Origin of the sequence: Frankia sp. KB5 (assembly GCF_002099325.1) — a bacterium.
In the GTDB taxonomy this organism is placed as follows: Bacteria; Actinomycetota; Actinomycetes; order Frankiales; family Frankiaceae; genus Frankia; species Frankia casuarinae.
The window spans coordinates 18,461-38,033 of sequence record NZ_MRUJ01000067.1; the positions used below are offsets into that span (position 1 = coordinate 18,461).

Consider the following 19,573-nt stretch of genomic DNA (forward strand, 5'->3'; position numbering starts at 1 on the left):
CTGTCCGGGGCCCGTGGTCCGATGTGTTGTATTAACTTATGCGCTATCGCCCGCTGGGATCCTCCGGACTACTGGTGTCTGTCGTCGGCCTCGGCTGCAACAATTTCGGCTCGCGCGTCGACCTCACCGGCACCCGTGCGGTCGTCGACGCGGCGCTCGACGCCGGGATCACGTTCTTCGACACCGCCGACACCTACGGGAACAAGGGCGGCTCGGAGACGCTTCTCGGGCACGTGCTGCGAGGCCGCCGCGACGATGTCGTCCTCGCCACAAAATTCGGCAACGACATGGGCGGCATGTACGGCCAGGACTTCAGCGCGCGGGCGTCCCGGCGGTACATCCGCAAGGCGGTCGAGGGTTCGCTGAGCCGGCTGCAGACCGACTACATCGACCTCTACCAGCTGCACACCCTGGACGCCTTCACGCCGATCGAGGAGACGCTCGAGGCCCTCGATGAGATCGTCAAGGAGGGCAAGGTCCGTTACATCGGTGCCTGCAACCTCGATGCCTGRCAGGTCGCCGACGCGGAGTGGACCGCCCGGGCATCCGGGACGACCCGCTTCATCTCCGCGCAGAACCACTACAACCTGCTGGAACGGGGCGTGGAGGCAGAGCTCGTGCCGGCCGCCCAGAAGTACGGCATCGGCGTCATCCCGTACTACCCGCTGGCGAACGGCCTGCTCACCGGCAAGTACCAGCGCGACGAGGTGCCGGCACCCGGCACCCGGCTGGCCGGCCGGCAGGACGAGCTGACCGACGAGGTCTTCGACCGGCTGGACGCCCTGGAAACCTTTGCGCGGGAGCGGGACCGGTCACTGCTGGACGTCACGATCGGCGGGCTGGCCGCCCAGCCCGGGGTCGCCTCGGTCATCGCCGGCGCGACCAGCCCGGTCCAGGTGCGCGCCAATGCCGTGGCCGGTCAGTGGCAGCCCCGCGCGGACGACCTCGCGGTGCTCGACAAGATCGCCGTGACCCGCCGTCCCGCCGACTGAACGCGGGACCGACGGATCCACGATCCGGGACGTCCCGTCAGATCTCCGCTGGGGCGTCCCGCACCGCACCGGCAGAACGCCCGAACCGCCCGCCGGGGGCCAGTCGATGGTCAGCTCGCCCAGCCGCCAGCGCCGCCGGTCGCCGCGGACCGGCCAGCCCTGGGCCCGCAGATCCGCCACGGCTGCGATCCACCGCTGGCGTGGGGAGAAGACGGCCCGCGGCGCGGCCCGCTCCCAGGCGCGGTCGAAGGCCGTGAACAGCCGGTGGACGTCATGGCCGGGCACGTTGTGCTCGATGAGCGCCTTGGGGAGCCGCTCGGCGAGCTCGGACGGACGGGCGAGGCTCGCCAGATGCGCGGAGAGGGTCAGCGTGGGCCCGGCCGGGCCCCGCGCGCCGGACGGCAGCCAGGCCGGCGCCGCTCCCGGGGCCGGAAGACCGAACCAGCAGGCGCGCCGACCCGTCTCATCGCAGGTTCCCTCGACGAGCATCCCGCCCGGGGCGAGCCGCGCCAGCATCGTCGCCCACGCGCCGGGGACCGCCGCCTCGGGATACTGCCGTAGCACGTTCAGGGCACGCACCAGCACCGGGCGCTCCCCTGGCGGCGGAAGCTCGAACCCGCCGCGGGTGAACCGCAGCCCGGGAGGTCTCGCGGCCGGAGCGGCCCGGGTGACCCGGTCCTGGTCGAGCTCCAGGCCGACGACGCGCACGCCCGGACGCACCGTTCGCAGCCGCTCGTAGAGCTCCACCGTGGTCACCGGAGACGCGCCGAAGCCGAGATCGACGACCAGGGGATCCGCCGCCCCACGCAGCAGCGCGGCGGCCGCGTCGAGCGTCCAGCGATCGATCCGTCGCAACCGGTTCGGCGCGGTGGTACCCCGGGTGGGCATCCCGAGGGCACGCGCCCGTCCGGCCGCGAGCCGCGGCTCCCGACGGGAGGAGTTCGTCACGGATCCACCCTGGCAGACCGGCAGACCAGCAGACCAGCGGACCAGGGACCGGCCGGGAGCCCGAAGGGGGGAGACCAACAGTTGACCCGACAACCGGCCGGGTAGAACGGTTGGAGACGTGTTCGTCCACAGCAGGGTTGGTCGTGTCGGGCAGGCGCCGGTGGCGTGCGGATGCGGAGGTGCTCGATGCGTCTGATCAGAAGTGGCGCCGCCCAGGTCCGCGGTGAGGCCGAACGGCGCGGGCGGCCCAGTCGGGTCGCGATGCTGTCCATGCACACCTCACCAATGGAACAGCCGGGAACGGGCGATGCCGGGGGGCTCAACGTCTACGTCGTCGAGCTGTCTCGGCAGCTCGCGGCGCTGGGGGTGGAGGTCGAGGTGTTCACCCGCGCGGTGAGCAGCAAGCTGCCGACCTCGGCCGAGCTGTTGCCGGGTGTGACGGTCCGCCACGTTGACGCCGGCCCGTTCGAGGAGATCCACCGGGAGGATCTTCCCGCCTGGCTGTGTGCGTTCACCGCGGCTCTGCTGCGCGCCGAGGCCGGGCACGAACCAGGGTGGTTCGATGTGATCCACTCGCACTACTGGCTGTCGGGCCAGGTCGGTCTCGCGGTGGCACAACGATGGGGTATCCCGCTCGTGCACACCTCCCATACGCTGGCGAAGATCAAGAACGGCGCGCTGGCCGTCGGAGACCGCCCGGAGCCGCCTGGCCGGCTATTCGGCGAACAGGAGGTCATCGGGGGGGCCACCCGGCTGCTCGCCTCCACGCCGGACGAGTACCGGCACCTGATCGATCTGTACGACGCGGCGTCGGACCGGGTCGACGTCGTCGCGCCCGGCGTCGACCTTGAGGTCTTCCGGCCAGGTGACATGGCGCAGTCCCGGGCCCGCGTCGGCGTGGATCCCGCCGACGACCTGCTGTTGTTCGTCGGTCGGATCCAACCGCTCAAGGCGCCCGATCTGCTGCTGCGCGCCGCTGCGGAACTGCTGCGGCGCGATCCCGCCCGCCGCTCGCGGCTCACCGTCGCCGTGGTCGGCGGCCCCAGCGGATCCGGTCTGGAACAACCCGACGCCCTGGTCAAGCTCGCGGCGTATCTCGGGATCTCCGATCGCGTCCGCTTCCAACCGCCGGCCCCGCAGCAGGAACTCGTCCACTGGTACCGCGCGGCCACCGCCGTCGTCGTCCCCAGTCACAGCGAGAGCTTCGGCCTCGTCGCGCTCGAGGCCCAGGCCTGCGGCACCCCGGTGGTCGCCGCGGCGGTCGGGGGCCTGCGCACCGCGGTCGCCGACGGTGTCTCCGGGCTGCTCGTCTCCGGTCGGACCCCCGCCGTCTATGCCGACGCGCTGGACCGGCTGCTGCGCCAACCACGATGGCGGGCCCGGCTCTCCGCCGGAGCGGTGGCCTGGGCCGGTGGGTTCGGCTGGTCGGCCACGGCCCATGGCGTGCTGCGCAGCTACCGGCACGCGCTGAGCCCCACCGCCKTCGCCGTCTGAGAGAGGATCTCCGCCGGAACCAGCATCGTCTACCAGCTACCGGGGAGGCCCCAGCCATGACGGCGCCCATCGACGCAGCGGAACGCAACCGGCTCGACGTGGTGATCGATGACACGCTTAAGGATCTCTGTCTCGCCTACGACCATGTCGACACCGGCTCGTTCCTCGTCACGCTGGAGGGCGAACACAAGCTGCGCACGATGACGTGGCTCGTCGTGCAGGACCACACCCTGCTCGTCGAGGCGTTTTTTATGCGCGCCCCGGCGGAGAACGCGGCGGGCACCTACGGATTCCTACTCGGCCGCAACGCGAAGACCTATGGGGTGCACTTCTCCATCGACCGGGTCGGTGACATCTTCCTCACCGGGCAGGTCCCGCTGCTGGCGGTCACCGCGGAGGAGATCGACCGCATCCTTGGCTGCGTCGGCTCCTACGCCGACGAGAACTTCGACCCGGCGATAGCGCTGGGATTCGCCTCCGCCATCGAGCGGGAGAAGGCGTGGCGGGCCAAGCTGGCCGCCGACGCCGGCTCGGCCACGAAGCCGGGATGAGACCCGGTCCCGAGGAGGACGCGGTGCTTCCCGGCGATTCACGCGTCCCCGTTGCACCCAGGCCGTTGCGTTCAGGCTGTTACATCCAGGCCGTTGCGTCCAGGCCGTTGCGTCCAGGCCGTTGCGTCCAGGCCGTTGCGTCCAGGCCGGGCGCTCCTCAGTAGACGAGGGCCTGCACGCCGTCCGCGAGAACCTCGTCGACGAACGCGGCGGCACCGGCGATGCGGACGCCGGGCAGGACGTCGTCCGGGCCGATGGAGCGCCGGGCCGCACACTGGGTGCACAGGGTGACGCGACCCCCGGCGAGGACGGCGGCGAGCAGATCGGGCAACGGCGCCGCCTCCGGCAGGCTGAACTCCTCCGCCCGGCCGGGCAGCGCGAACCAGGCGGACTCCCCGGTAAGCCAGAGCGAGACGTCTGTACCGGCGGCGACGGCGACCGCCGCGACCGTGAACGCCTGGGAACACCGTTCCGGCGCATCCGTCCCGGCGGTGACCTTGACGACGAGCGGGCGGGCCATCGTGCCAGTCTGCCAAATCGCACCCATCCCGTGCGTCCCGCCGAGGAACGAGTCCGACGACCCGTGCTTCCACTTGGCCAGCGCTCCGCCGCTCCCATCCGTCCTGCCTGCCCGCGGCTATGGAATCGTAATGAAATAAAAAATGCATGTTCGGGAGCATCTTGACAGGTAGGCGCATGGGGCCGGCTGGGTAGACGCCGCGTTCATGGTGATCCGTCTCATTTGCGCCGGACATACCCCCCAGCAGGCCGAGCAGTGGGCTGCGGGGCTGGACTGCTGGGCTGGCGGCACCGACGAGGACGGGACCGCCTTCGCCTGCCACGTGGCGGGACTGTGGAGCATGCGAGCGGCRCGGTCGGACAGCCTTGCCGCTCAGAACCGAGYCGCCCTGGCGCGCAGCTATGCCGCGTGGCGCCTGAGGTGACCAGGACCGGTACGGCCACGAGGAGTCCCGTGATCTCGTCGTCTAGGCTACAGACGTGCTGCACTACTTCTTCACCGGGCTTCTGGTGGCGATGTCCGTCCTGATCGCCTGGTTCTCCGGTTACGTGGTCTACAAGCTGTACGAGGGTCAGCGTTGAGCGCCGGGAAGCGGTCCGCGGCCGGATCGGCGCGGTCCGACACGGCGACGAGCACCGTTGATCTGCACGCCAGCCTGCTACCGCTGGCCTTCCTCGTCGGGACCTGGCGGGGCGAGGGGGTCGGCGGCTACGAGGGCCTGGACGGATTCCACTACGGCCAGGAGATCACCTTCGCCGCGGACGGCCGCCCGGCGCTGGGATACGTGTCGCACACCTGGTGGGCGGACGAGCCCCGGGACGGCCGCGAGCCCGGCAGCCCGCTGGCGACCGAGACCGGGTTCTGGCGGGTCCAGCCCGGAGAGGACGGAAAGCCGGTCGTCGAGGTGATGCTGGCCCACCCGTTCGGCATCGCCGAGATCTACGTCGGCACGGTGACCGGCACCCGTATCGATCTCGATCACAACGTCCTGATCCGCACCGCCACCGCCCGTGACGTCACCCGGTCGGTGCGGCTCTACGGCCTGGTCGAGGGCTGCGATCTCGCCTATGCGATCGACATGGAGGCCGAGGGCAAGCCGATGCAGTCACACCTGTCCGCGCGCCTGCACCGCGTGTCCGACTGAGCCGACTCCGCGGAGGCGTCTCCAGCTGCCCGTCTACCAAGAGGTGCCCGTCCACCAAGAGTCACACTTCATTCACGGTATGACGGAGCCTTTGCGGAAGACATCGCACGCGCAACGACAGACCACGAACGGAACACGCGAAAACGTGTTCGGGCCTTCCCGGGATGCGCTTTCATGATCGCATGATGGCAGAGTCCGACGTACTCTTCGCGGTCGTCCTTTTCGCCGCCGCCGGCCAGCGTGCGGTCGACCGGATCATCGCGCCGTTCCCCGATCGGGGCTCCGCAGTGGCGTTTGCCCGCGACAACGGTCTGCACTGTTTCTCGATCGGCCCGATGGCCTTCGCCGTACCGACCACGGTTCCGCCACCGGCGAGCACCGTTTCGGCCGTCGTGTCACCGGCGGGAAACAACCGCGGTGGCCAGGTCCGGGCATGAGCACGGGGGCAACGTGAGCACGGGGGCAACGTGAGCACGGGGGCAACGTGAGCACGGGGACAGCGGAAGAAACCCGCTGTCCCCGTCCGGCGAAGGAACGCGACGTCAGGCCGCGACCTCGACCTGGGTGTCGACCGGCTCACCCTGACGGGCGACGACCTTGCGCTCGCCGGTCGCGCCGGGGACAAGAGCCCGGACGGTCCACTGCCCCGGCCGCGCGAAGAAACGAAACTGACCCGTCGCGGACAACGGAACCTCGGCGGTGAAATCGCCGCCTTCGTCCAGCAGGCGGGCATAACCGGTCGAAACCGGCTCCCCGCCCTGCACCACGACCCCCTGGATCACGGTTTCCTTGGCCACGTCAATTCCCTCCACAGATGGTCCACCGCTGATGGCGCCGCACATGGCTCACGCGCCCTTCTCGATCGGCACGCCGACGAGCGAGCCGTACTCGGTCCACGAACCGTCGTAGTTTTTCACGTTCGGCAGGTCGAGCAACTCGTGCAGCGCGAACCAGGTGTGCGCCGAACGCTCGCCGATACGGCAGTAGGCGATGATGTCCCTGGACAGGTCGACCCCGGCCTCGGTGTAGAGGCCGGTCAGCTCGTCATTGCTCTTGAACGTGCCGTCCTCGTTCGCGGTCTTCGCCCACGGGATGTTCTTCGCCGTGGGGATGTGCCCGGCCCGCTGGGACTGCTCCTGCGGCAGGTGCGCGGGAGCGAGCAGCCTGCCGGAGAACTCGTCGGGCGACCGGACGTCCACCAGGGCCTTCTCACCGATCGCGGAGATGACCTCCTCACGGAAGGCCCGGATGTCGGTGCGCGGCTCCGGGGCGGTGTAGCTGGTGGGCTGGCGCGGGGTGGCCTCGGTGGTCAGCTCACGGCTGTCGAGCTCCCACTTCTTGCGACCACCGTCGAGCAGGCGGACGTCGGCGTGGCCGTAGAGGCTGAAGTACCAGTATGCGTATGCGGCGAACCAGTTGTTGTTCCCGCCGTAGAGCACGACGATGTCGTCGTTCGAGATCCCCTTCTCGGAGAGAAGCTTCTCGAACTGCTCCCTGTTGATGAAGTCACGAATGACCGGGTCCTGAAGCTCGGACTTCCAGTCGAGACGCACCGCCCCCGGGATGTGCCCCTTGTCGTACGCGGAGACGTCCTCGTCGACCTCGACCAGGACGACCTTCGGGTCGTTACGGTTCGCTTCGACCCACGAGGCGTCGACCAGCGCCTTCTCACGACTCATGTGCGTGCTCCTTTCACGGCTATCGAATGGAGAAAAAGATACAGCTGGCACCCGAGACAGAACTCGAACGCCGCATTGAGGAGGGCCGCCACGAAGGCCAGGGCCACCGCGACGTAACCGAGTGCCGGCATCCCCGCGAAGAATCCCACGAGACCCACGACGCCGAAGATCGCGCCGGCCAGCTGGGCGAACCGGGGCGGCGCGGCGTCCTCGGTGGCGGCCGGCGGCCCCAGCCTCGGCCGGATCAGGGAACGGAACACCAGCCCGTAGGGCGCGTGCCGGGCCCCGGCCACCGCCCCCACCCCGAACACCACGGTCTGCGCGAGCAGCAACCAGCGGCTGCCGGCGAGCAGTATCACGGCGAGCATGATCGTGGTGACGGCAGCGGCGAACCGCATCCCACGAGGATCTACCACGAGAGCCTTCTCCTGACTTCCGGCTTGGACTACCCGCTCGGACGTGGCGATGCACCGGGGCCAGCCGATCACGGCTGAGGAACATCAACCCACGATCAGGAAAGACAACACAGACAGCTGTGTACGCGGCACAGATCGACCGCGCGGCGCTTCACAAGCTGTATCTGGGACATGGTTCGTGTCACGGTAGCAGTGAACGTCACGTCTGTGTTAACCCGCCGACGATGAATCCGAAGGATCACCATCTGCCCGATTGATCCCACCGGAAACGATCTCTTCGAGAGTGGCGAACACCGCCGCACGCGTCGGCGGGGCACCGCTCGCGCGCCGCACCTCCCTGCCATGACCGTCAACGATCAGTACCGTCGGAGTCCGCCTGATCCCCAGCCGACGGACGAGGTCGAGATGCGCCTCCGCATCAACCTCGACATGGCGTACCCCGGRCACGACCTCGGCAACCCCTGCCAGCACCCGACGGGTAGACCGGCAGGGGGCGCAGAACGCCGTGGAGAACTGCAGCAGCGTCGCCCGCTCCCCCATCGTCTCGCCCAGCGACGCGAACTCGGCCCGCAGCCCGCCGTCTACCGGCCGGAACCGTCCGTCCCGGGCCCGCATGAGCACCCCCAGTCCGAGAGCAGCCACGGTCGCCACCGACAACACCCACATTCYGGTCACGGCTTCTACAGCATCCGACAGGCCCCGGCTCTTCCCGTCCAGGCCCCGCCGCGGCCCGACGATCGACTCACGCGGGCAGATGCCGGCCGACGAAATACACCAGTGGCGCCGCGGAGGCCAGCGGCAGGATGGCGGTGAGCAGGACGTCCGCGACCAGCGCCGAGGTGGCGACCGGGCCGACCCGCGGCTCGGCGTCGCGGGCCCGCGCCAGCACCAAATCGATGACGGCGGCCACGGCCGCTCCCGCCGCGGCGATCGCGACGGCGGCCCCCACCGCCAGGCGATCGGGGTCGAGGGCACCGAAGCCGGCCCCCAGCGCCGCGCCGACCAGAACGCCGACCGCCCCGGCCGGCACCACCGGAACGCCCGCCCATCCCACCAGCCGGCCCGCCACGACCGTGCCACCCGCGCCGAGAAGGCCGGCGATGACCAGCAGATCGGCCGGATGGTGCGCGCCGGACCCGACACGCAGCGCAAGGTAACCGGCGAAAAGCGCGCAGAAGATGATTCCACTCAGCGCCGCGGCGAGATCCGCACCGACCCGCACGGCAGGACCGGGCGGCGGACTCGAACCGTTGGCAGACACCGGGCTCGAACCATTGGCAGACACCGAGCCTGCCCCGGATACGGGAGCTGACCGGCGTCGGGCGAGCTGGTAGAGGATCATGACCGCCACGGCGATCCCGACGACGCCGGCCAACGATCCGTAGCTGGGCCGGTCCGAGGCCAACAGGACCACGTCACCGAGGACACCCCAGGCCGCCACGAGCAGGGTGGTACCGGTCGACGCCCGGAGTATCCGGACCCAGGCCCAGGCAAACGCGATCTGTTCGACGATGAGGACCGCCGCGAGGGCTCCCGTGCCGAGGGCTGCGGCCGCCATCACCAGGCCGGTAGCCACCAGGGCCGCCAACGGCAAAGCACCCGGCGCCCATCGGGCTGCGGGGATGGACGCAGCCTCGTCCGGGACGAGGACGCCATGGGGCGTGCCGGGATCGCCTGCKCTCACCGGGCCATGCTGTCATGTCCGGCTCGGGCGGCTCACGTCGCGCCGTCCCAGCCGGGCGCGACCCCGGGCCGGGCGGCGAGGACCTCCGCGTCAACGGTCTCCCCAGCGGCGATAGCCTCCGGACCGACGATCTCCGGACCGACGACGAACAGCGTCAYCCCCCGGCGAAGGGTGGGAGGGCCTCGACTACGCAACCGTCACGCAGGATGACCCCCGCCRGATCCCGCCGGCCCACGGGCTGGTCGTCGACGAGGTAGGAGCACCGTCGCAGCAGCGCCGGCAGGGTCCCGCCGTGGCGGGCCGCGACGACATCGAGCAGAGCGGCCAGCGTATCCGCGCCGATCTCCTCCTGGGACACCCCCGCGGCGTCCCTGGCGGCGGCCCAGTAGCGGACGGTCACCCGCGCGATCGACGCGGGCCGGCCCGCCCCTGCGGTCTCGTCCGTCACCGTCCTTCCGGCCCTTCGTCCGTCCTCGCGGCGGCGGYCCTCGCGGTCCTCGCGGTCCTCGCGGCGGCCAACGCGCGCGGATGTCTCAGCGTGAAATACCCGTCACGACAGCCGTGGACGATGAGCGGCGAGGTCGGTGCGACCGAACCAACTATCTTCACCGGAGAAGCGGGAATTGGTACGAACGCGTGGGGGCCGATACGCACCCGTAACAGGCGCCGTGCCACCATCCGGCCGGTGGGCCGCTCGGCCAGCCGATGGATCCGGCGCATCCGAGCGGTGTCCCGCACGAACCACCGGCTGGCCGCGCTCGCATTGGCTACCGCCTCCGGGGGATGCCGACGGCGATGGCTGTGGGCGGGCTCGCCCACCTGGATCAGCACGCCGTGCCGCGGCACGGCGGCACCGTCCACCGACCATCCCATCGACCATCCCGTGAGGCAGACCCGCTGGTAGCCGAGTCGACGGGCCGCGCCGGCAGCCACGCCGACGGCCGCACCGACATCCAGCACCTCGGGGTCACCGAAAGTGCACAGTCTGGTGGATCGGTCGTACGCTTGCAGATCCATGACCTGGACATCGGGATGTGGACGTAATCCGACCATCACTGTTTGCAGCGCCAGGCGTGACGTCGAACAGGAGAAGCCATGGGTGACCACTACAGCCAGATTGCGTGACGCACCGGACACCCGACCGCTCCAGCGATCATGACTCGTGGTCGGGATCTCACCATCCGCCGTAGGTAGTGGCCCGTAGACGGTAGGAGCCGAGTAGGACACTCCGCTATCCTCCCCACATACCGGCCTTCGTTTCATGCCCATGACGGTCGTGAGACGCCCAGCGCCGGGCATCGAGTTACTCACCGGGTCGACGCTGCCCCACCACACACCACCTGGAGGAGTCGTCTTGAGCGTCGTCCTTTTGCTCACCAACGCCCCCGGTCCGTCCGCCGAGTCGTTTCCGTCGCTTGGGCTTCTCACCCACACCGTACGGGTCGCCCCGCTCGAGGCGAGCGCGCTGCTGGACGCCCCGCCGGTGGATGTGATCGTGGTGGATGGCCGCCGGGAGCTTGTGATCGCCCGCGGTCTGTGCCGGCTGCTACGCACCACCGGGCTCACCACGCCGCTGCTGGCGCTGGTGACCGAGGGTGGGCTGGCGGCGGTGTCCGCGGACTGGGGGGTTGACGACGTCGTCCTCGATTCCGCGGGTCCCGCCGAGGTCGAGGCCCGGTTGCGGCTGGCCATCGGTCGGGTCGCCGCCGCCGGCGGCACGGCCGAAGCCGGTGTCATCCGGTCCGGCGACCTGTCGGTCGACGAGACCACCTACTCGGCCAAGTTGCGGGGCCGGCCGCTCGAGCTCACCTTCAAGGAGTTCGAGCTGCTGAAGTACCTCGCGCAACACCCGGGCCGGGTCTTCACCCGCGCCCAGCTGTTGCAGGAGGTCTGGGGTTACGACTACTACGGCGGCACCCGCACGGTGGACGTCCACGTCCGGCGGCTGCGAGCGAAGCTCGGCCCCGAGCACGAAGCGATGATCGGTACTGTTCGGCACGTCGGGTACAAGTTCGTCGCGCCGCCCATCGCACCGCTGCCGGAGAACACCCCCGGGGAGGTCGGCCGGATCGGCCGTGACGAGTCCCGGACCCCCGAGCGGGTCTGACGTCACCGCGGACACCCGTCCGCCGCGTGGCATCCCGGCACCCCGGCACCCCGGGCACCGCCAGTAGGACGGCATCGCCGGCGCGAGGCCGAATCCTGGCTCCAGGAGCCAGGATTCGGCCTCGCGTCCGGAGCCTCCCGACCGGGGCCTCGCTACCGGGCCTCGCGACCGGGGCCTCCCGACCGCACCGTCGAGGGCCGCCCAGCGTCATACGGTCGTCCGGTGACCTCGCTGAGCTGGCAGCAGACCCTGAGCGCCATGGACGTGGACGACATCGTGAGCCTCCTCGCCGCCGCGGAGCGGGCGGACGGCACCGGGCCGGTGTCCGAGGACGTCCGGCTGGCCCTCCGGCCCGGACTGCGGATCGGCGCCGGCCGGCACCTGCTGGCCGTGTCGGCCGCCGCGGACACGAGCGCCCCGAATGTCCCGGACACCCCTGGTGACCAGAACGCCGCGGACACGTCGACCATGCCGGGCCGCGTCCCCGCCGGGCGGATCATCGGCTACGCCCATCTGGGCGGCGTGGACCAGGCACGGCAGGCCGAGGTTGTCGTCCATCCCGACCACCGCGGACGCGGCGTCGGCACGGCCCTGGTTGGCGGACTGACCGAGGCCCTCGCGGCGCCGTCGTCCCGCCTCGACATCTGGGCCCACGGCGACCTGCCGGCCGCCGCGGCACTGGCTACCCGGCTCACGTTCACTCGCACGAGGGTGCTGCTCCAGCTTCGGCGACCGCTGGCGGCCGGGACGCCCCTGCCGGACCCCCGGCTGCCGGCCGGTGTGACGGTCCGCACCTTCGTCCCCGACCAGGACGACCGGGCCTGGCTGGCCGTCAATGCGGCCGCCTTCGCTGATCATCCGGAGCAGGGCCGGTGGACCCTGGACGATCTGGCCCGGCGCCGGGCCGAGCCGTGGTTCGACCCGCGTGGCTTCTTCCTCGCCGAGCACGACGGCGCACTCGTCGGCTTCCACTGGACGAAGGTGCACGAGACCGACCAGACGCCGCCACGGAACGCGCAGCCGGGGCCCATCGGCGAGGTCTACGTGGTGGGCGTGCTCCCGGGCGCGGGCGGCGCGGGACTCGGCCGGGCACTTACCCTGATCGGCCTGCGGCATCTGCAGGCCGAGGGGCTCGACTCGGTCCTGCTGTACGTGGACGAGGACAATGTCCGCGCCGTGCGGATGTACACCGGACTCGGCTTCATCACCTACGTCCGCGACGTCTCCTACCACTGGGAGAGGCCGTCCACGGGTTGATCCGGCCAGGGCCGGAAGGCCCCCGTGGCTCAGGCGCCCTGACGGGTCGCCAGGCCGCGCGCGGGGGCGGAGTCGCCGTGATCGACGTCTATCACGGCACTCAGGTTCGTGACATGCAGCAGGCGGTAGGCGTCCTCGTTGAGGTTACGCAGCACGAGACGGCCACCGGCCGAGCGCTGACGCTGGTGGGCGAACAGGATGACCGCCAACCCCTGCGAGTCGAGGAAGCTCACCTGCTCCAGATCCACGATGATCTCTTTTACTCCGGCGACCCGTGCGTCGAGCAGTGCCTCGCGCAGGGGATCCAGGGACGAATAGTCGATGTCGCCGGCCGGATGCACGACGATGGCATCACGGTCGGTCACCTCAACCCGCACGCTTGGCTCCATGGCTCCGCTTGCGACCGGACGGCGTGAGCGCCACGAGAAGCCGGCCGGGCTGCCTCCCGTGTCGCGCCGCGCCTTTGGGCAAGCGCGACCATGGCCCCGTACCCCGACCGAGGTACTTCCACACGCGRCCGACCTCGCCAGGGGCGACTTCTCATCGCGCGTCCGTCAGCACGCTTGTCCGCGCCCCGCCCGTCGTCATCCGCCCGTCGTCATCCGCCCGTCGTCATCCGCCCGTCGTCATCCGCCCGTCCGTCCCGCATGCTCCCCGCCGCGCGGGATGGGATGACGAGCTGCCCGATGAGAGCGTCTACGCATGGACATCGACCCGCCCCGGACCCCGCCCCGGACCCCGGATGACACTCCCCCGGACGTCATCACCTTCATCGGCCGGATCGACGGCACGGTCATCACCGTGGGAACGCAGCCCAGCGTCCCGCGGAGAACCCCGGTCGTCGTTCTCCGCACCCAGTCGGCCCTGCTCGACGTTCTCTGCGTCGCGCATCTCGTGCCGGACGAGGCGCACCGGCTCGCCGCTCTGTTGTCCAGCGCCGCGCTCTCCAGCGTGGGGCGCTCCGCGTCCCGGCCCTCCGGCGCTGCACCGCCGCCTGCCGACCTCGCCTGCGGGGTCCGCTCGCGGCACATCATCTCCGCTGAGGAAGGATCGAGCGCCGCGGAGCTCCGTCACGCGCTGGCTCTGCTACCGGCGGGGGCACGGCTCGTCGATTTCGTCTCCGACACCGACGTCGCCCTCATCTTCAGCGTCGACGATCCACCCTGGCCGACGATCAATCTGGGCGGGGGGCCGTCCGGGTGACCGAAGGTCCGAGGCCTGACCATGCGCCGCTTTGATCATCGAAAGGACGGCCAGAGCCGTGCGGGCAGCGGGCCGATCCTACAGGCACCCAGCAGGGGCAGACACCCGACAGGCCACGCCGCCGTCCCGGCCAGGTCCGGAATCCCACGAGGAGGAGCACTAGCTTCACCGAGAGTGATTGATCGTACAAGTCTGTTCGCATCCCCGGCCCAGGACAGCCCGACGACGCCGGTAGCGACACCGATGACGCTCGCCCGCGCCGCCACCGGACTGCGCCCAGTAATCAACGCTACCGGCKTCCTGCTCCACGGAGGGCTCGGCCGAGCTCCCCTGTCCGCGGCCGCCCGCGCGGCCCTCGACCTGGCAGCCGGCACGACCGACCTCGAGCTTGACCTCGGGACCGGACGGCGAGGACGACGAGGACGTACCGCCCTGGCCGCGTTGGCAGCCGCGGTGCCCGCGGCGGCGGGCGTGCACATCGTCAACAACAACGCGGCAGGGCTGATCCTCGCGGTGACGGCGCTGGCCGGGCGGCGGGAGATCGTGGTGAGCCGCGGGGAGCTGGTGGAGACGGCGGACGGGTTCCGGCTGCCCGAACTGCTGGTCTGCACCGGGGCTCGACTGCGGGAAGTCGGCACCACCAACCGCACGACGCTCGGGGACTACGCCGACGCGATCGGGCCGGAGACCGGGCTCGTGCTGCACGTGCATCCGTCCAGCTATCGGGTGGTGGGGCTGACTGACACCCCTGCGATCAACGATCTTGCCGCGCTCTGCGCCGATTTCGAGATCCCCCTCGTCGGTGACTGCGGCTCCGGGCTGCTACACCCCGAGCCGCTCCTCGCCGATGAACCCGACGTCACGACCTGGCTCGGCTTCGGCGTTAACGTGGTCACGACCAGCGCGGACAAGCTGCTCGGCGGGCCTCAGTGCGGCCTGCTGCTGGGACGCGCCGACCTGATCGACCGGATACGTCGGCATCCGATGGCCCGGGCAATGCGGGTCGGAAAGCTCACACTCGCCGCGCTGGAAGCCACCCTCAGCCATCCCGACTCCCCGGTCAGGCAGGCGTTGCACGCCCGACCGGAACGGCTGACAACGCGGGCCGAGACGCTCGCCGCGTGGCTACGGCGTTCGGGCATCGCAGCCTCGGCTGTGGCGAGTCGTGCGGTCGTTGACGGTGGCGGGGGTGGATCGTCGCCGCTGCCGAACGACGCCGCATTCCGTCGATCGGGCGGCCACCGGCGCGAGGGCGCACGAGACGAAGACGGCATGGCCCCGGCGGGCCCGGAGAGTGGTCTGACGATCAAAGGGTTCGGCGGCTTCGGCCCGGAGCTGCCAAGCGCCGCGGTGGCCCTGGACGCAGTCATCGCCGCCCCCCTGCGCCAGGGCGAGCCGTCCGTGTTGGGCCGGGTGGAGCAGGGATGCTGCCTGCTCGATCTGCGGACCGTTCCGGTGGAACTCGATCCCGTCCTCGCCGCCGCCGTGCTGGCTGCCGCGACCGAAGCCGGCGCGACCACGATCACCGACGCCCCGACCGAGCCGCACATCGCCGAGGATGCCGACGTCATGACGATCGAATCCATGGCCATCCCGCGCGCCACCGTGCCCGGCCGACGGGCGCCGTGAGCCTCGGCCGCCCCTACGACTCCCCGGCGTTCGCCGGCGTTCGCCGGCGCGGTGAGACGGCTGGGTTCGGTCGCCGCCGCGCTGACCCTGCTCTGCTACGGGCTCGTCCACMTGCTCGTCTGGCCCGGCGCACCCACGGGGACCCCGGATGAACGGTACCGGTGGAACGGGGAGTCCACGCTGCTCGACTCGTTCACGATCAGTGGACGGCCGATCCAGACCTCCACCTAACGCTAAAACGACGGAGAAATAAGCGATTCACGGTTCGCTCGGCGACGGCGGGGACCCGCATCGCTTCTTCGCACGTGGCGGGCCCRCTGACGGGCCCAGACATCAGGGCATTATAGAGCAAATGTTTCAAATCCGGCATATAACTCAAACTTCCGATTCAGGAATCTTGATTACCCATCGGCATCGATATACCGCTTACTGGGACCAGGGGCCGTAGAGGTGGTTCAGTACGTCGTTGTGTACTGGTTGTGCTGATTGTGATCCTTTAAGGAGTGCGGCGGATRCAGTCGGCCACCTCGGATAGYGGCGTCCAAGGAGTCACGCAATGAGCGGGTACGACTATTCGGTTGCCATCCTCGGTAGCGGCATCGCCGGCTCGACGCTGGYCAATATCCTCGCCCGACACGGTCACCGCGTGGTTCTGATTGACAGTGGCACGCATCCACGTTTCGCGCTCGGGGAGTCGACCATCGGTGAGACGACCTATCTGCTGAAGTTGCTCGCCCAGCGGTTCGACGTCCCCGAGCTCGGCCATGTGAGCAGCTTCGAGGGCGTCCGCTCCCACGTCACCTCGGCCTGCGGAGTGAAGCGCAACTTCGGATTCGTCTACCACCACGAGGGTGCGCTCCAGAACCCCGAAGAGGTCACTCAGTGCAGCGTTTCGGAGTTTCCGAACGGCCCGGAAATGCACATGCACCGCCAGGACATCGATGCTTACCTCTTCTATACGGCCGTCCGTTACGGAGCCGAACCGCGGCAACGCACGATGGTGGAAAAAGTCGACTTCGCCGACGACGCCGCGACGCTGACGACAGGGGCCGGCGAACGGATCCGCGTTCGCTACGTCGTCGACGCCTCAGGACGCAACTCCGTGTTGGCGAACCAGTTCGCCCTGCGAGAGGATCCCTGCCGGTTCCGGACGAACTCCCGCACCCTGTTCACCCACATGGTGGGGGTCACCCCCTTCGACGAGGTGACCCTCCCGAGCGGGCAGCCGTCGCTGTGGCACCAAGGCACCCTGCACCATCTGTTCGACGGCGGCTGGCTGTGGGTGATCCCGTTCGACAATCACCAGCGGGCCACCAACCCACTGTGCAGCGTCGGGCTCAACCTCGACTCGCGACGCTTCCCCAGGGATCCCTCGGTACCCGCCGAGCAGGAATGGAACGCTTATCTTGAGCGGTYCCCCAGTATCGCGCGCCAGTTCGCCGGTGCCCGGCCCGCCTGGGACTGGATCTCCACCGGTCGCACCCAGTACTCCAGCTCGCGGACGGTCGGTGACCGCTGGGCGATGATGTCCCACGCAGCCGGGGCGATCGACGCGCTGTTCTCCCGTGGCATGGCCAACACCATGCAGGTCATCTACGCCCTCGCACCAACCCTGATAGAGGCCCTCGCCGACGACGACTTCTCGGCGGAACGCTTCGGCCACATCGACACGCTCAACCAGACGATCCTGGACGTCAATGACAAGCTCGTACACGGCTCCTATGTCTCGTTCCGCGACTTCGACCTGTGGCGGGCGTGGTCGAAGGTGTGGTTCCTGGGCTGGAACATGGGCATCTCCCGGATCGTCGGAACCTACTTCGGCTATCTGGAAAAGGGCGATCCGGCGCTGTTCGACCGCCTGCTCGACGCGCCACATCTGGGCACTTTCTGCCCCGATCTGCCGGAATTCCAGCCCTTCTTCGACTCGCTCAGCGCCGTGATGGACGAGGTCGAGGCCGGCCGGCTGGCCCCGGCCGCCGCCGTCGAACGGCTCGCCACTCTGCTGGGCGGCGCCGACTTCCTCCCCGCTCCGCTCCGGCTGGGCGATGTGCTGCGCCGCTGGCACGACGGCTCCTTCGAAGCCCAGCGCCGCATGTACGAGTGGGGGCGCACGAGTTCCCCCGAGCCGCTCCGCCGCTGGTACGAGTACGACCTCGACGACCTGCTCACCCGCACGGGTGGGGTGCCCACTCCGGCAACCCTCTAAAGGTCGGGCCGCTGAGGGTCGGGGCCATCCCGCCTCCATCCGCGACGGGATCGTCCTGATCGACGGCACCCGCGGAACGGCGAGAACAGCCCGCAGAACGGCGAGAGCAGGGAGGACGGAGGACGGCGATACGATCGGCGCCCTCGCCCTCTGCCTGGGCCAGGGGCATGGAGGGAGCCGCGGTGATGGAGACAATCATCCAGAATCGGGAGGACTGGATCCGGACGACGCCGGATCCGGCGTCGTCGTCCGTCCGCACCACGCCCCATTCACCGGCCTGCGCCCTGCTGGCGGCAAGGGTCATCGAGGAGATGCTGGGCGAGCTGACGTTCCACCATCTCGGCATCCTCGTCGCGGACCTCGACGCTGCCCGGGAACGGTATGCCGTCTCCCTCGGGGTCGATGCGTGGGAGTCGCGGGTCGTCTCCGGCCCCGCCGTCTGGCGCGATCGACCGATCATGATCGAGGACGTCCGGATCGCGTTCGGCCGCTTCGGCAGCAGCCTGGTCGAGCTGGTGGAACCCGGCGAGCGGCCGTGGACAGGGCGGGAAATTCTCGACCAACGTGGCGAGGGGTTGTTCTCCATCGGCTACGAGGTCGACGACCTGCCGGCGTGCCTGCACCGGGCGGTCGCCGCGGGATGCCTGGTCGAGCAACTCCGGCCGGACGCTCGGAACCCGCGACGGGCCTATCTCGACGCGGGTTCCGGACTACTGATCGAACTCATCCCCGGGGGTGCCGGACAGAACGGTTGGTGATCACTGTCCGAAACCTGCCGTCCTCGCGGGCTTGTCCTGGCGGCCATCCAAATGTCATCATCAATCGAGGCCGCCCGGCACCCCCCGAGCCGGGCGGCCTCCCTGCAGGTACGGGCCTTCCGATGTTCCGCGGGCGCCGCTATGTTGCCGTGCGCATCTCCCCCGTCACTAGCAGCCAGCGTAAAGGCGAGAACCTCCAAACCGCCGGCGTCGAGAGATGAAGCATTAACAACACTCGTTGACAACATCCGTTGACAACACCCGTCACCCGTTCCTCGAACCAGAAAAGGCCAAGCCGTCAGGAGCCGTGAACGGCAATCCCGATGATCACACCGATGAGCGTCGTCGCGATGGCGACGAAGGTTGCAATCTTCCCCCGTCCGCTGCCCTGGTTCGGCCTGGTCACCGGTCCCGACCGGCAAGATGCTCCGCGACAAAGCGTTCCATGCCGGCGACGAAGGCACGCGCGTCCTCGGCGGGCCAGTCGTCGAGCATGCGCTGGAAGACGTCGGCCAGCCGACGCCGAGAGCGATCGATGGCGGCCCGGCYCTCGTCGGTGAGCGTCAGGCGGACCGCGCGGGCGTCATCGGGATCGGCCGAACGGCGCAGCAACCCGAGCGCCTCGAGACGATCACTGTGCCGGCTCACCACCGAACGGTCGATGCCGATCTCCATGCTCAGCTTGCGCGCCGTGGTCGGGCCCGTACGGGCCAGACCGTTGAGCACGGGGTAGACAGCCTCGTCGAGTCCGACGTCCGCCGAGGAGAGCAACTCCCCGAACAGACGCGTCCGGTTCGGCCGGGTCAGGAGAAGTCCGAGCGCTGTCGCGAGCCTCGCGCCGTCGTCTGAACCCACCACACGACCCTACTCTGCGTGCACCATGCACCAATTCGTGCGGGGTGCGGATCCACGCGGGGGCACCGACCCACGCGGGGCGTCGGTGGCGCGCGGGAGCGACGAAGACGCACGGAAGGAGGAAGTGCGA

Annotated in this window: 22 protein-coding genes and 1 pseudogene; 12 read left to right on the forward strand and 11 right to left on the reverse strand. The window is 69.8% G+C overall.

The features are described 5' to 3' along the window. The first annotated feature begins 38 nt into the window (after nucleotides 1–38). Entirely contained in the window at nucleotides 39–992 is a 954-nt protein-coding gene (locus KBI5_RS07745) for an aldo/keto reductase (protein WP_085014812.1), read from the forward strand. A 93-nt stretch (nucleotides 993–1,085) separates the two neighbouring features. Here the strand turns inward: KBI5_RS07745 and KBI5_RS07750 are convergent. Further along, nucleotides 1,086–1,880: pseudogene (locus tag KBI5_RS07750) on the reverse strand (class I SAM-dependent methyltransferase); the annotation flags it as partial. A gap of 246 nt (nucleotides 1,881–2,126) precedes the next feature. Here KBI5_RS07750 and mshA point away from each other — a divergent pair. Further along, nucleotides 2,127–3,434, forward strand: a complete 1,308-nt coding sequence (mshA, locus tag KBI5_RS07755; RefSeq protein WP_085014814.1) for a D-inositol-3-phosphate glycosyltransferase — start codon at nucleotides 2,127–2,129, stop codon at nucleotides 3,432–3,434. Nucleotides 3,435–3,490: 56 nt separating this feature from the next. Beyond that, the gene (locus tag KBI5_RS07760; protein ID WP_011434918.1) at nucleotides 3,491–3,985 is read left to right on the forward strand and encodes a YbjN domain-containing protein; all 495 of its coding nucleotides are present in this window, start codon (nucleotides 3,491–3,493) and stop codon (nucleotides 3,983–3,985) included. A gap of 157 nt (nucleotides 3,986–4,142) precedes the next feature. Here the strand turns inward: KBI5_RS07760 and KBI5_RS07765 are convergent, their stop codons facing one another. Beyond that, nucleotides 4,143–4,505, reverse strand: coding sequence for a DsrE family protein (locus tag KBI5_RS07765; RefSeq protein ID WP_035729484.1), 363 nt, complete (start codon nucleotides 4,503–4,505; stop codon nucleotides 4,143–4,145). A gap of 577 nt (nucleotides 4,506–5,082) precedes the next feature. Here KBI5_RS07765 and KBI5_RS07775 point away from each other — a divergent pair. After that, nucleotides 5,083–5,649: an FABP family protein gene (locus KBI5_RS07775; RefSeq protein ID WP_011434916.1), complete on the forward strand. Its 567-nt coding sequence runs from the start codon at nucleotides 5,083–5,085 to the stop codon at nucleotides 5,647–5,649. Between the two features lie 185 nt (nucleotides 5,650–5,834). After that, a complete protein-coding gene (locus KBI5_RS07780; RefSeq protein WP_347272478.1) occupies nucleotides 5,835–6,086 on the forward strand; it encodes a hypothetical protein in 252 nt (83 codons plus the stop codon). Between the two features lie 105 nt (nucleotides 6,087–6,191). Here the strand turns inward: KBI5_RS07780 and KBI5_RS07785 are convergent, their stop codons facing one another. From KBI5_RS07785 to KBI5_RS07815, 7 genes are all read right to left on the reverse strand, one after another. Next, on the reverse strand, nucleotides 6,192–6,491 hold the full coding sequence (locus tag KBI5_RS07785) for a DUF1416 domain-containing protein (protein ID WP_011434914.1): 300 nt from the start codon (nucleotides 6,489–6,491) through the stop codon (nucleotides 6,192–6,194). A 3-nt stretch (nucleotides 6,492–6,494) separates the two neighbouring features. Continuing rightward, a complete protein-coding gene (locus KBI5_RS07790; protein ID WP_011434913.1) occupies nucleotides 6,495–7,328 on the reverse strand; it encodes a sulfurtransferase in 834 nt (277 codons plus the stop codon). After that, nucleotides 7,325–7,744: a DUF4395 domain-containing protein gene (locus tag KBI5_RS07795; RefSeq protein WP_085014834.1), complete on the reverse strand. Its 420-nt coding sequence runs from the start codon at nucleotides 7,742–7,744 to the stop codon at nucleotides 7,325–7,327. The genes KBI5_RS07790 and KBI5_RS07795 overlap by 4 nt, the downstream gene beginning before the upstream one ends. A 210-nt stretch (nucleotides 7,745–7,954) precedes the next feature. Beyond that, nucleotides 7,955–8,359 carry a thioredoxin family protein gene (locus tag KBI5_RS07800; RefSeq protein WP_198537574.1) on the reverse strand — a complete coding sequence of 135 codons (405 nt, stop codon included), beginning with the start codon at nucleotides 8,357–8,359 and terminating at the stop codon, nucleotides 7,955–7,957. A 127-nt stretch (nucleotides 8,360–8,486) separates the two neighbouring features. After that, the gene (locus KBI5_RS07805; RefSeq protein WP_116289866.1) at nucleotides 8,487–9,428 is read right to left on the reverse strand and encodes a hypothetical protein; all 942 of its coding nucleotides are present in this window, start codon (nucleotides 9,426–9,428) and stop codon (nucleotides 8,487–8,489) included. A gap of 154 nt (nucleotides 9,429–9,582) precedes the next feature. Continuing rightward, the gene (locus KBI5_RS07810; RefSeq protein ID WP_085014836.1) at nucleotides 9,583–9,837 is read right to left on the reverse strand and encodes a MoaD/ThiS family protein; all 255 of its coding nucleotides are present in this window, start codon (nucleotides 9,835–9,837) and stop codon (nucleotides 9,583–9,585) included. Between the two features lie 35 nt (nucleotides 9,838–9,872). After that, nucleotides 9,873–10,445 (reverse strand): hypothetical protein, encoded by a 573-nt coding sequence (locus tag KBI5_RS07815; RefSeq protein ID WP_085014819.1) that lies wholly within the window; start codon nucleotides 10,443–10,445, stop codon nucleotides 9,873–9,875. A gap of 337 nt (nucleotides 10,446–10,782) precedes the next feature. Here KBI5_RS07815 and KBI5_RS07820 point away from each other — a divergent pair, with 337 nt between their 5' ends. Continuing rightward, nucleotides 10,783–11,535 (forward strand): response regulator transcription factor, encoded by a 753-nt coding sequence (locus KBI5_RS07820; RefSeq protein WP_011434907.1) that lies wholly within the window; start codon nucleotides 10,783–10,785, stop codon nucleotides 11,533–11,535. Between the two features lie 222 nt (nucleotides 11,536–11,757). After that, a complete protein-coding gene (gene mshD, locus KBI5_RS07825; RefSeq protein WP_023839839.1) occupies nucleotides 11,758–12,792 on the forward strand; it encodes a mycothiol synthase in 1,035 nt (344 codons plus the stop codon). A 29-nt stretch (nucleotides 12,793–12,821) separates the two neighbouring features. Here the strand turns inward: mshD and KBI5_RS07830 are convergent, their stop codons facing one another. Next, entirely contained in the window at nucleotides 12,822–13,181 is a 360-nt protein-coding gene (locus KBI5_RS07830) for an STAS domain-containing protein (RefSeq protein ID WP_035729468.1), read from the reverse strand. Nucleotides 13,182–13,494: 313 nt separating this feature from the next. Between KBI5_RS07830 and KBI5_RS07835 the strand changes: the two genes are divergently transcribed. From KBI5_RS07835 to KBI5_RS07855, 5 genes are all read left to right on the forward strand, one after another. Continuing rightward, complete coding sequence (locus tag KBI5_RS07835; protein WP_011434904.1) at nucleotides 13,495–13,995, forward strand: hypothetical protein; 501 nt, start codon at nucleotides 13,495–13,497, stop codon at nucleotides 13,993–13,995. Nucleotides 13,996–14,238: 243 nt separating this feature from the next. Beyond that, the gene (selA, locus tag KBI5_RS07840) at nucleotides 14,239–15,624 is read left to right on the forward strand and encodes an L-seryl-tRNA(Sec) selenium transferase (RefSeq protein WP_241882735.1); all 1,386 of its coding nucleotides are present in this window, start codon (nucleotides 14,239–14,241) and stop codon (nucleotides 15,622–15,624) included. Between the two features lie 51 nt (nucleotides 15,625–15,675). Beyond that, a complete protein-coding gene (locus KBI5_RS07845) occupies nucleotides 15,676–15,855 on the forward strand; it encodes a hypothetical protein (protein WP_085014823.1) in 180 nt (59 codons plus the stop codon). 325 nt (nucleotides 15,856–16,180) lie between these two features. After that, nucleotides 16,181–17,830: a tryptophan 7-halogenase gene (locus tag KBI5_RS07850; RefSeq protein WP_085014825.1), complete on the forward strand. Its 1,650-nt coding sequence runs from the start codon at nucleotides 16,181–16,183 to the stop codon at nucleotides 17,828–17,830. A gap of 185 nt (nucleotides 17,831–18,015) precedes the next feature. Next, nucleotides 18,016–18,588, forward strand: coding sequence for a VOC family protein (locus tag KBI5_RS07855; protein WP_108913486.1), 573 nt, complete (start codon nucleotides 18,016–18,018; stop codon nucleotides 18,586–18,588). A 402-nt stretch (nucleotides 18,589–18,990) separates the two neighbouring features. Here the strand turns inward: KBI5_RS07855 and KBI5_RS07860 are convergent, their stop codons facing one another. Beyond that, nucleotides 18,991–19,443, reverse strand: a complete 453-nt coding sequence (locus KBI5_RS07860; RefSeq protein WP_085014838.1) for a MarR family transcriptional regulator — start codon at nucleotides 19,441–19,443, stop codon at nucleotides 18,991–18,993. Nucleotides 19,444–19,573: the final 130 nt, after the last annotated feature.

Excerpts from the sequence above, each read along its gene's own strand:
- KBI5_RS07855 (WP_108913486.1), top strand. The coding sequence starts at position 18,016 with ATGGAGACAATCATCCAGAATCGGGAGGACTGGATCCGGACGACGCCG.
- KBI5_RS07830 (WP_035729468.1), bottom strand. The coding sequence starts at position 13,181 with ATGGAGCCAAGCGTGCGGGTTGAGGTGACCGACCGTGATGCCATCGTC.
- KBI5_RS07760 (WP_011434918.1), top strand. The coding sequence starts at position 3,491 with ATGACGGCGCCCATCGACGCAGCGGAACGCAACCGGCTCGACGTGGTG.
- KBI5_RS07835 (WP_011434904.1), top strand. The coding sequence starts at position 13,495 with ATGGACATCGACCCGCCCCGGACCCCGCCCCGGACCCCGGATGACACT.
- KBI5_RS07780 (WP_347272478.1), top strand. The coding sequence starts at position 5,835 with ATGGCAGAGTCCGACGTACTCTTCGCGGTCGTCCTTTTCGCCGCCGCC.
- KBI5_RS07785 (WP_011434914.1), bottom strand. The coding sequence starts at position 6,491 with ATGTGCGGCGCCATCAGCGGTGGACCATCTGTGGAGGGAATTGACGTG.
- KBI5_RS07790 (WP_011434913.1), bottom strand. The coding sequence starts at position 7,328 with ATGAGTCGTGAGAAGGCGCTGGTCGACGCCTCGTGGGTCGAAGCGAAC.
- KBI5_RS07765 (WP_035729484.1), bottom strand. The coding sequence starts at position 4,505 with ATGGCCCGCCCGCTCGTCGTCAAGGTCACCGCCGGGACGGATGCGCCG.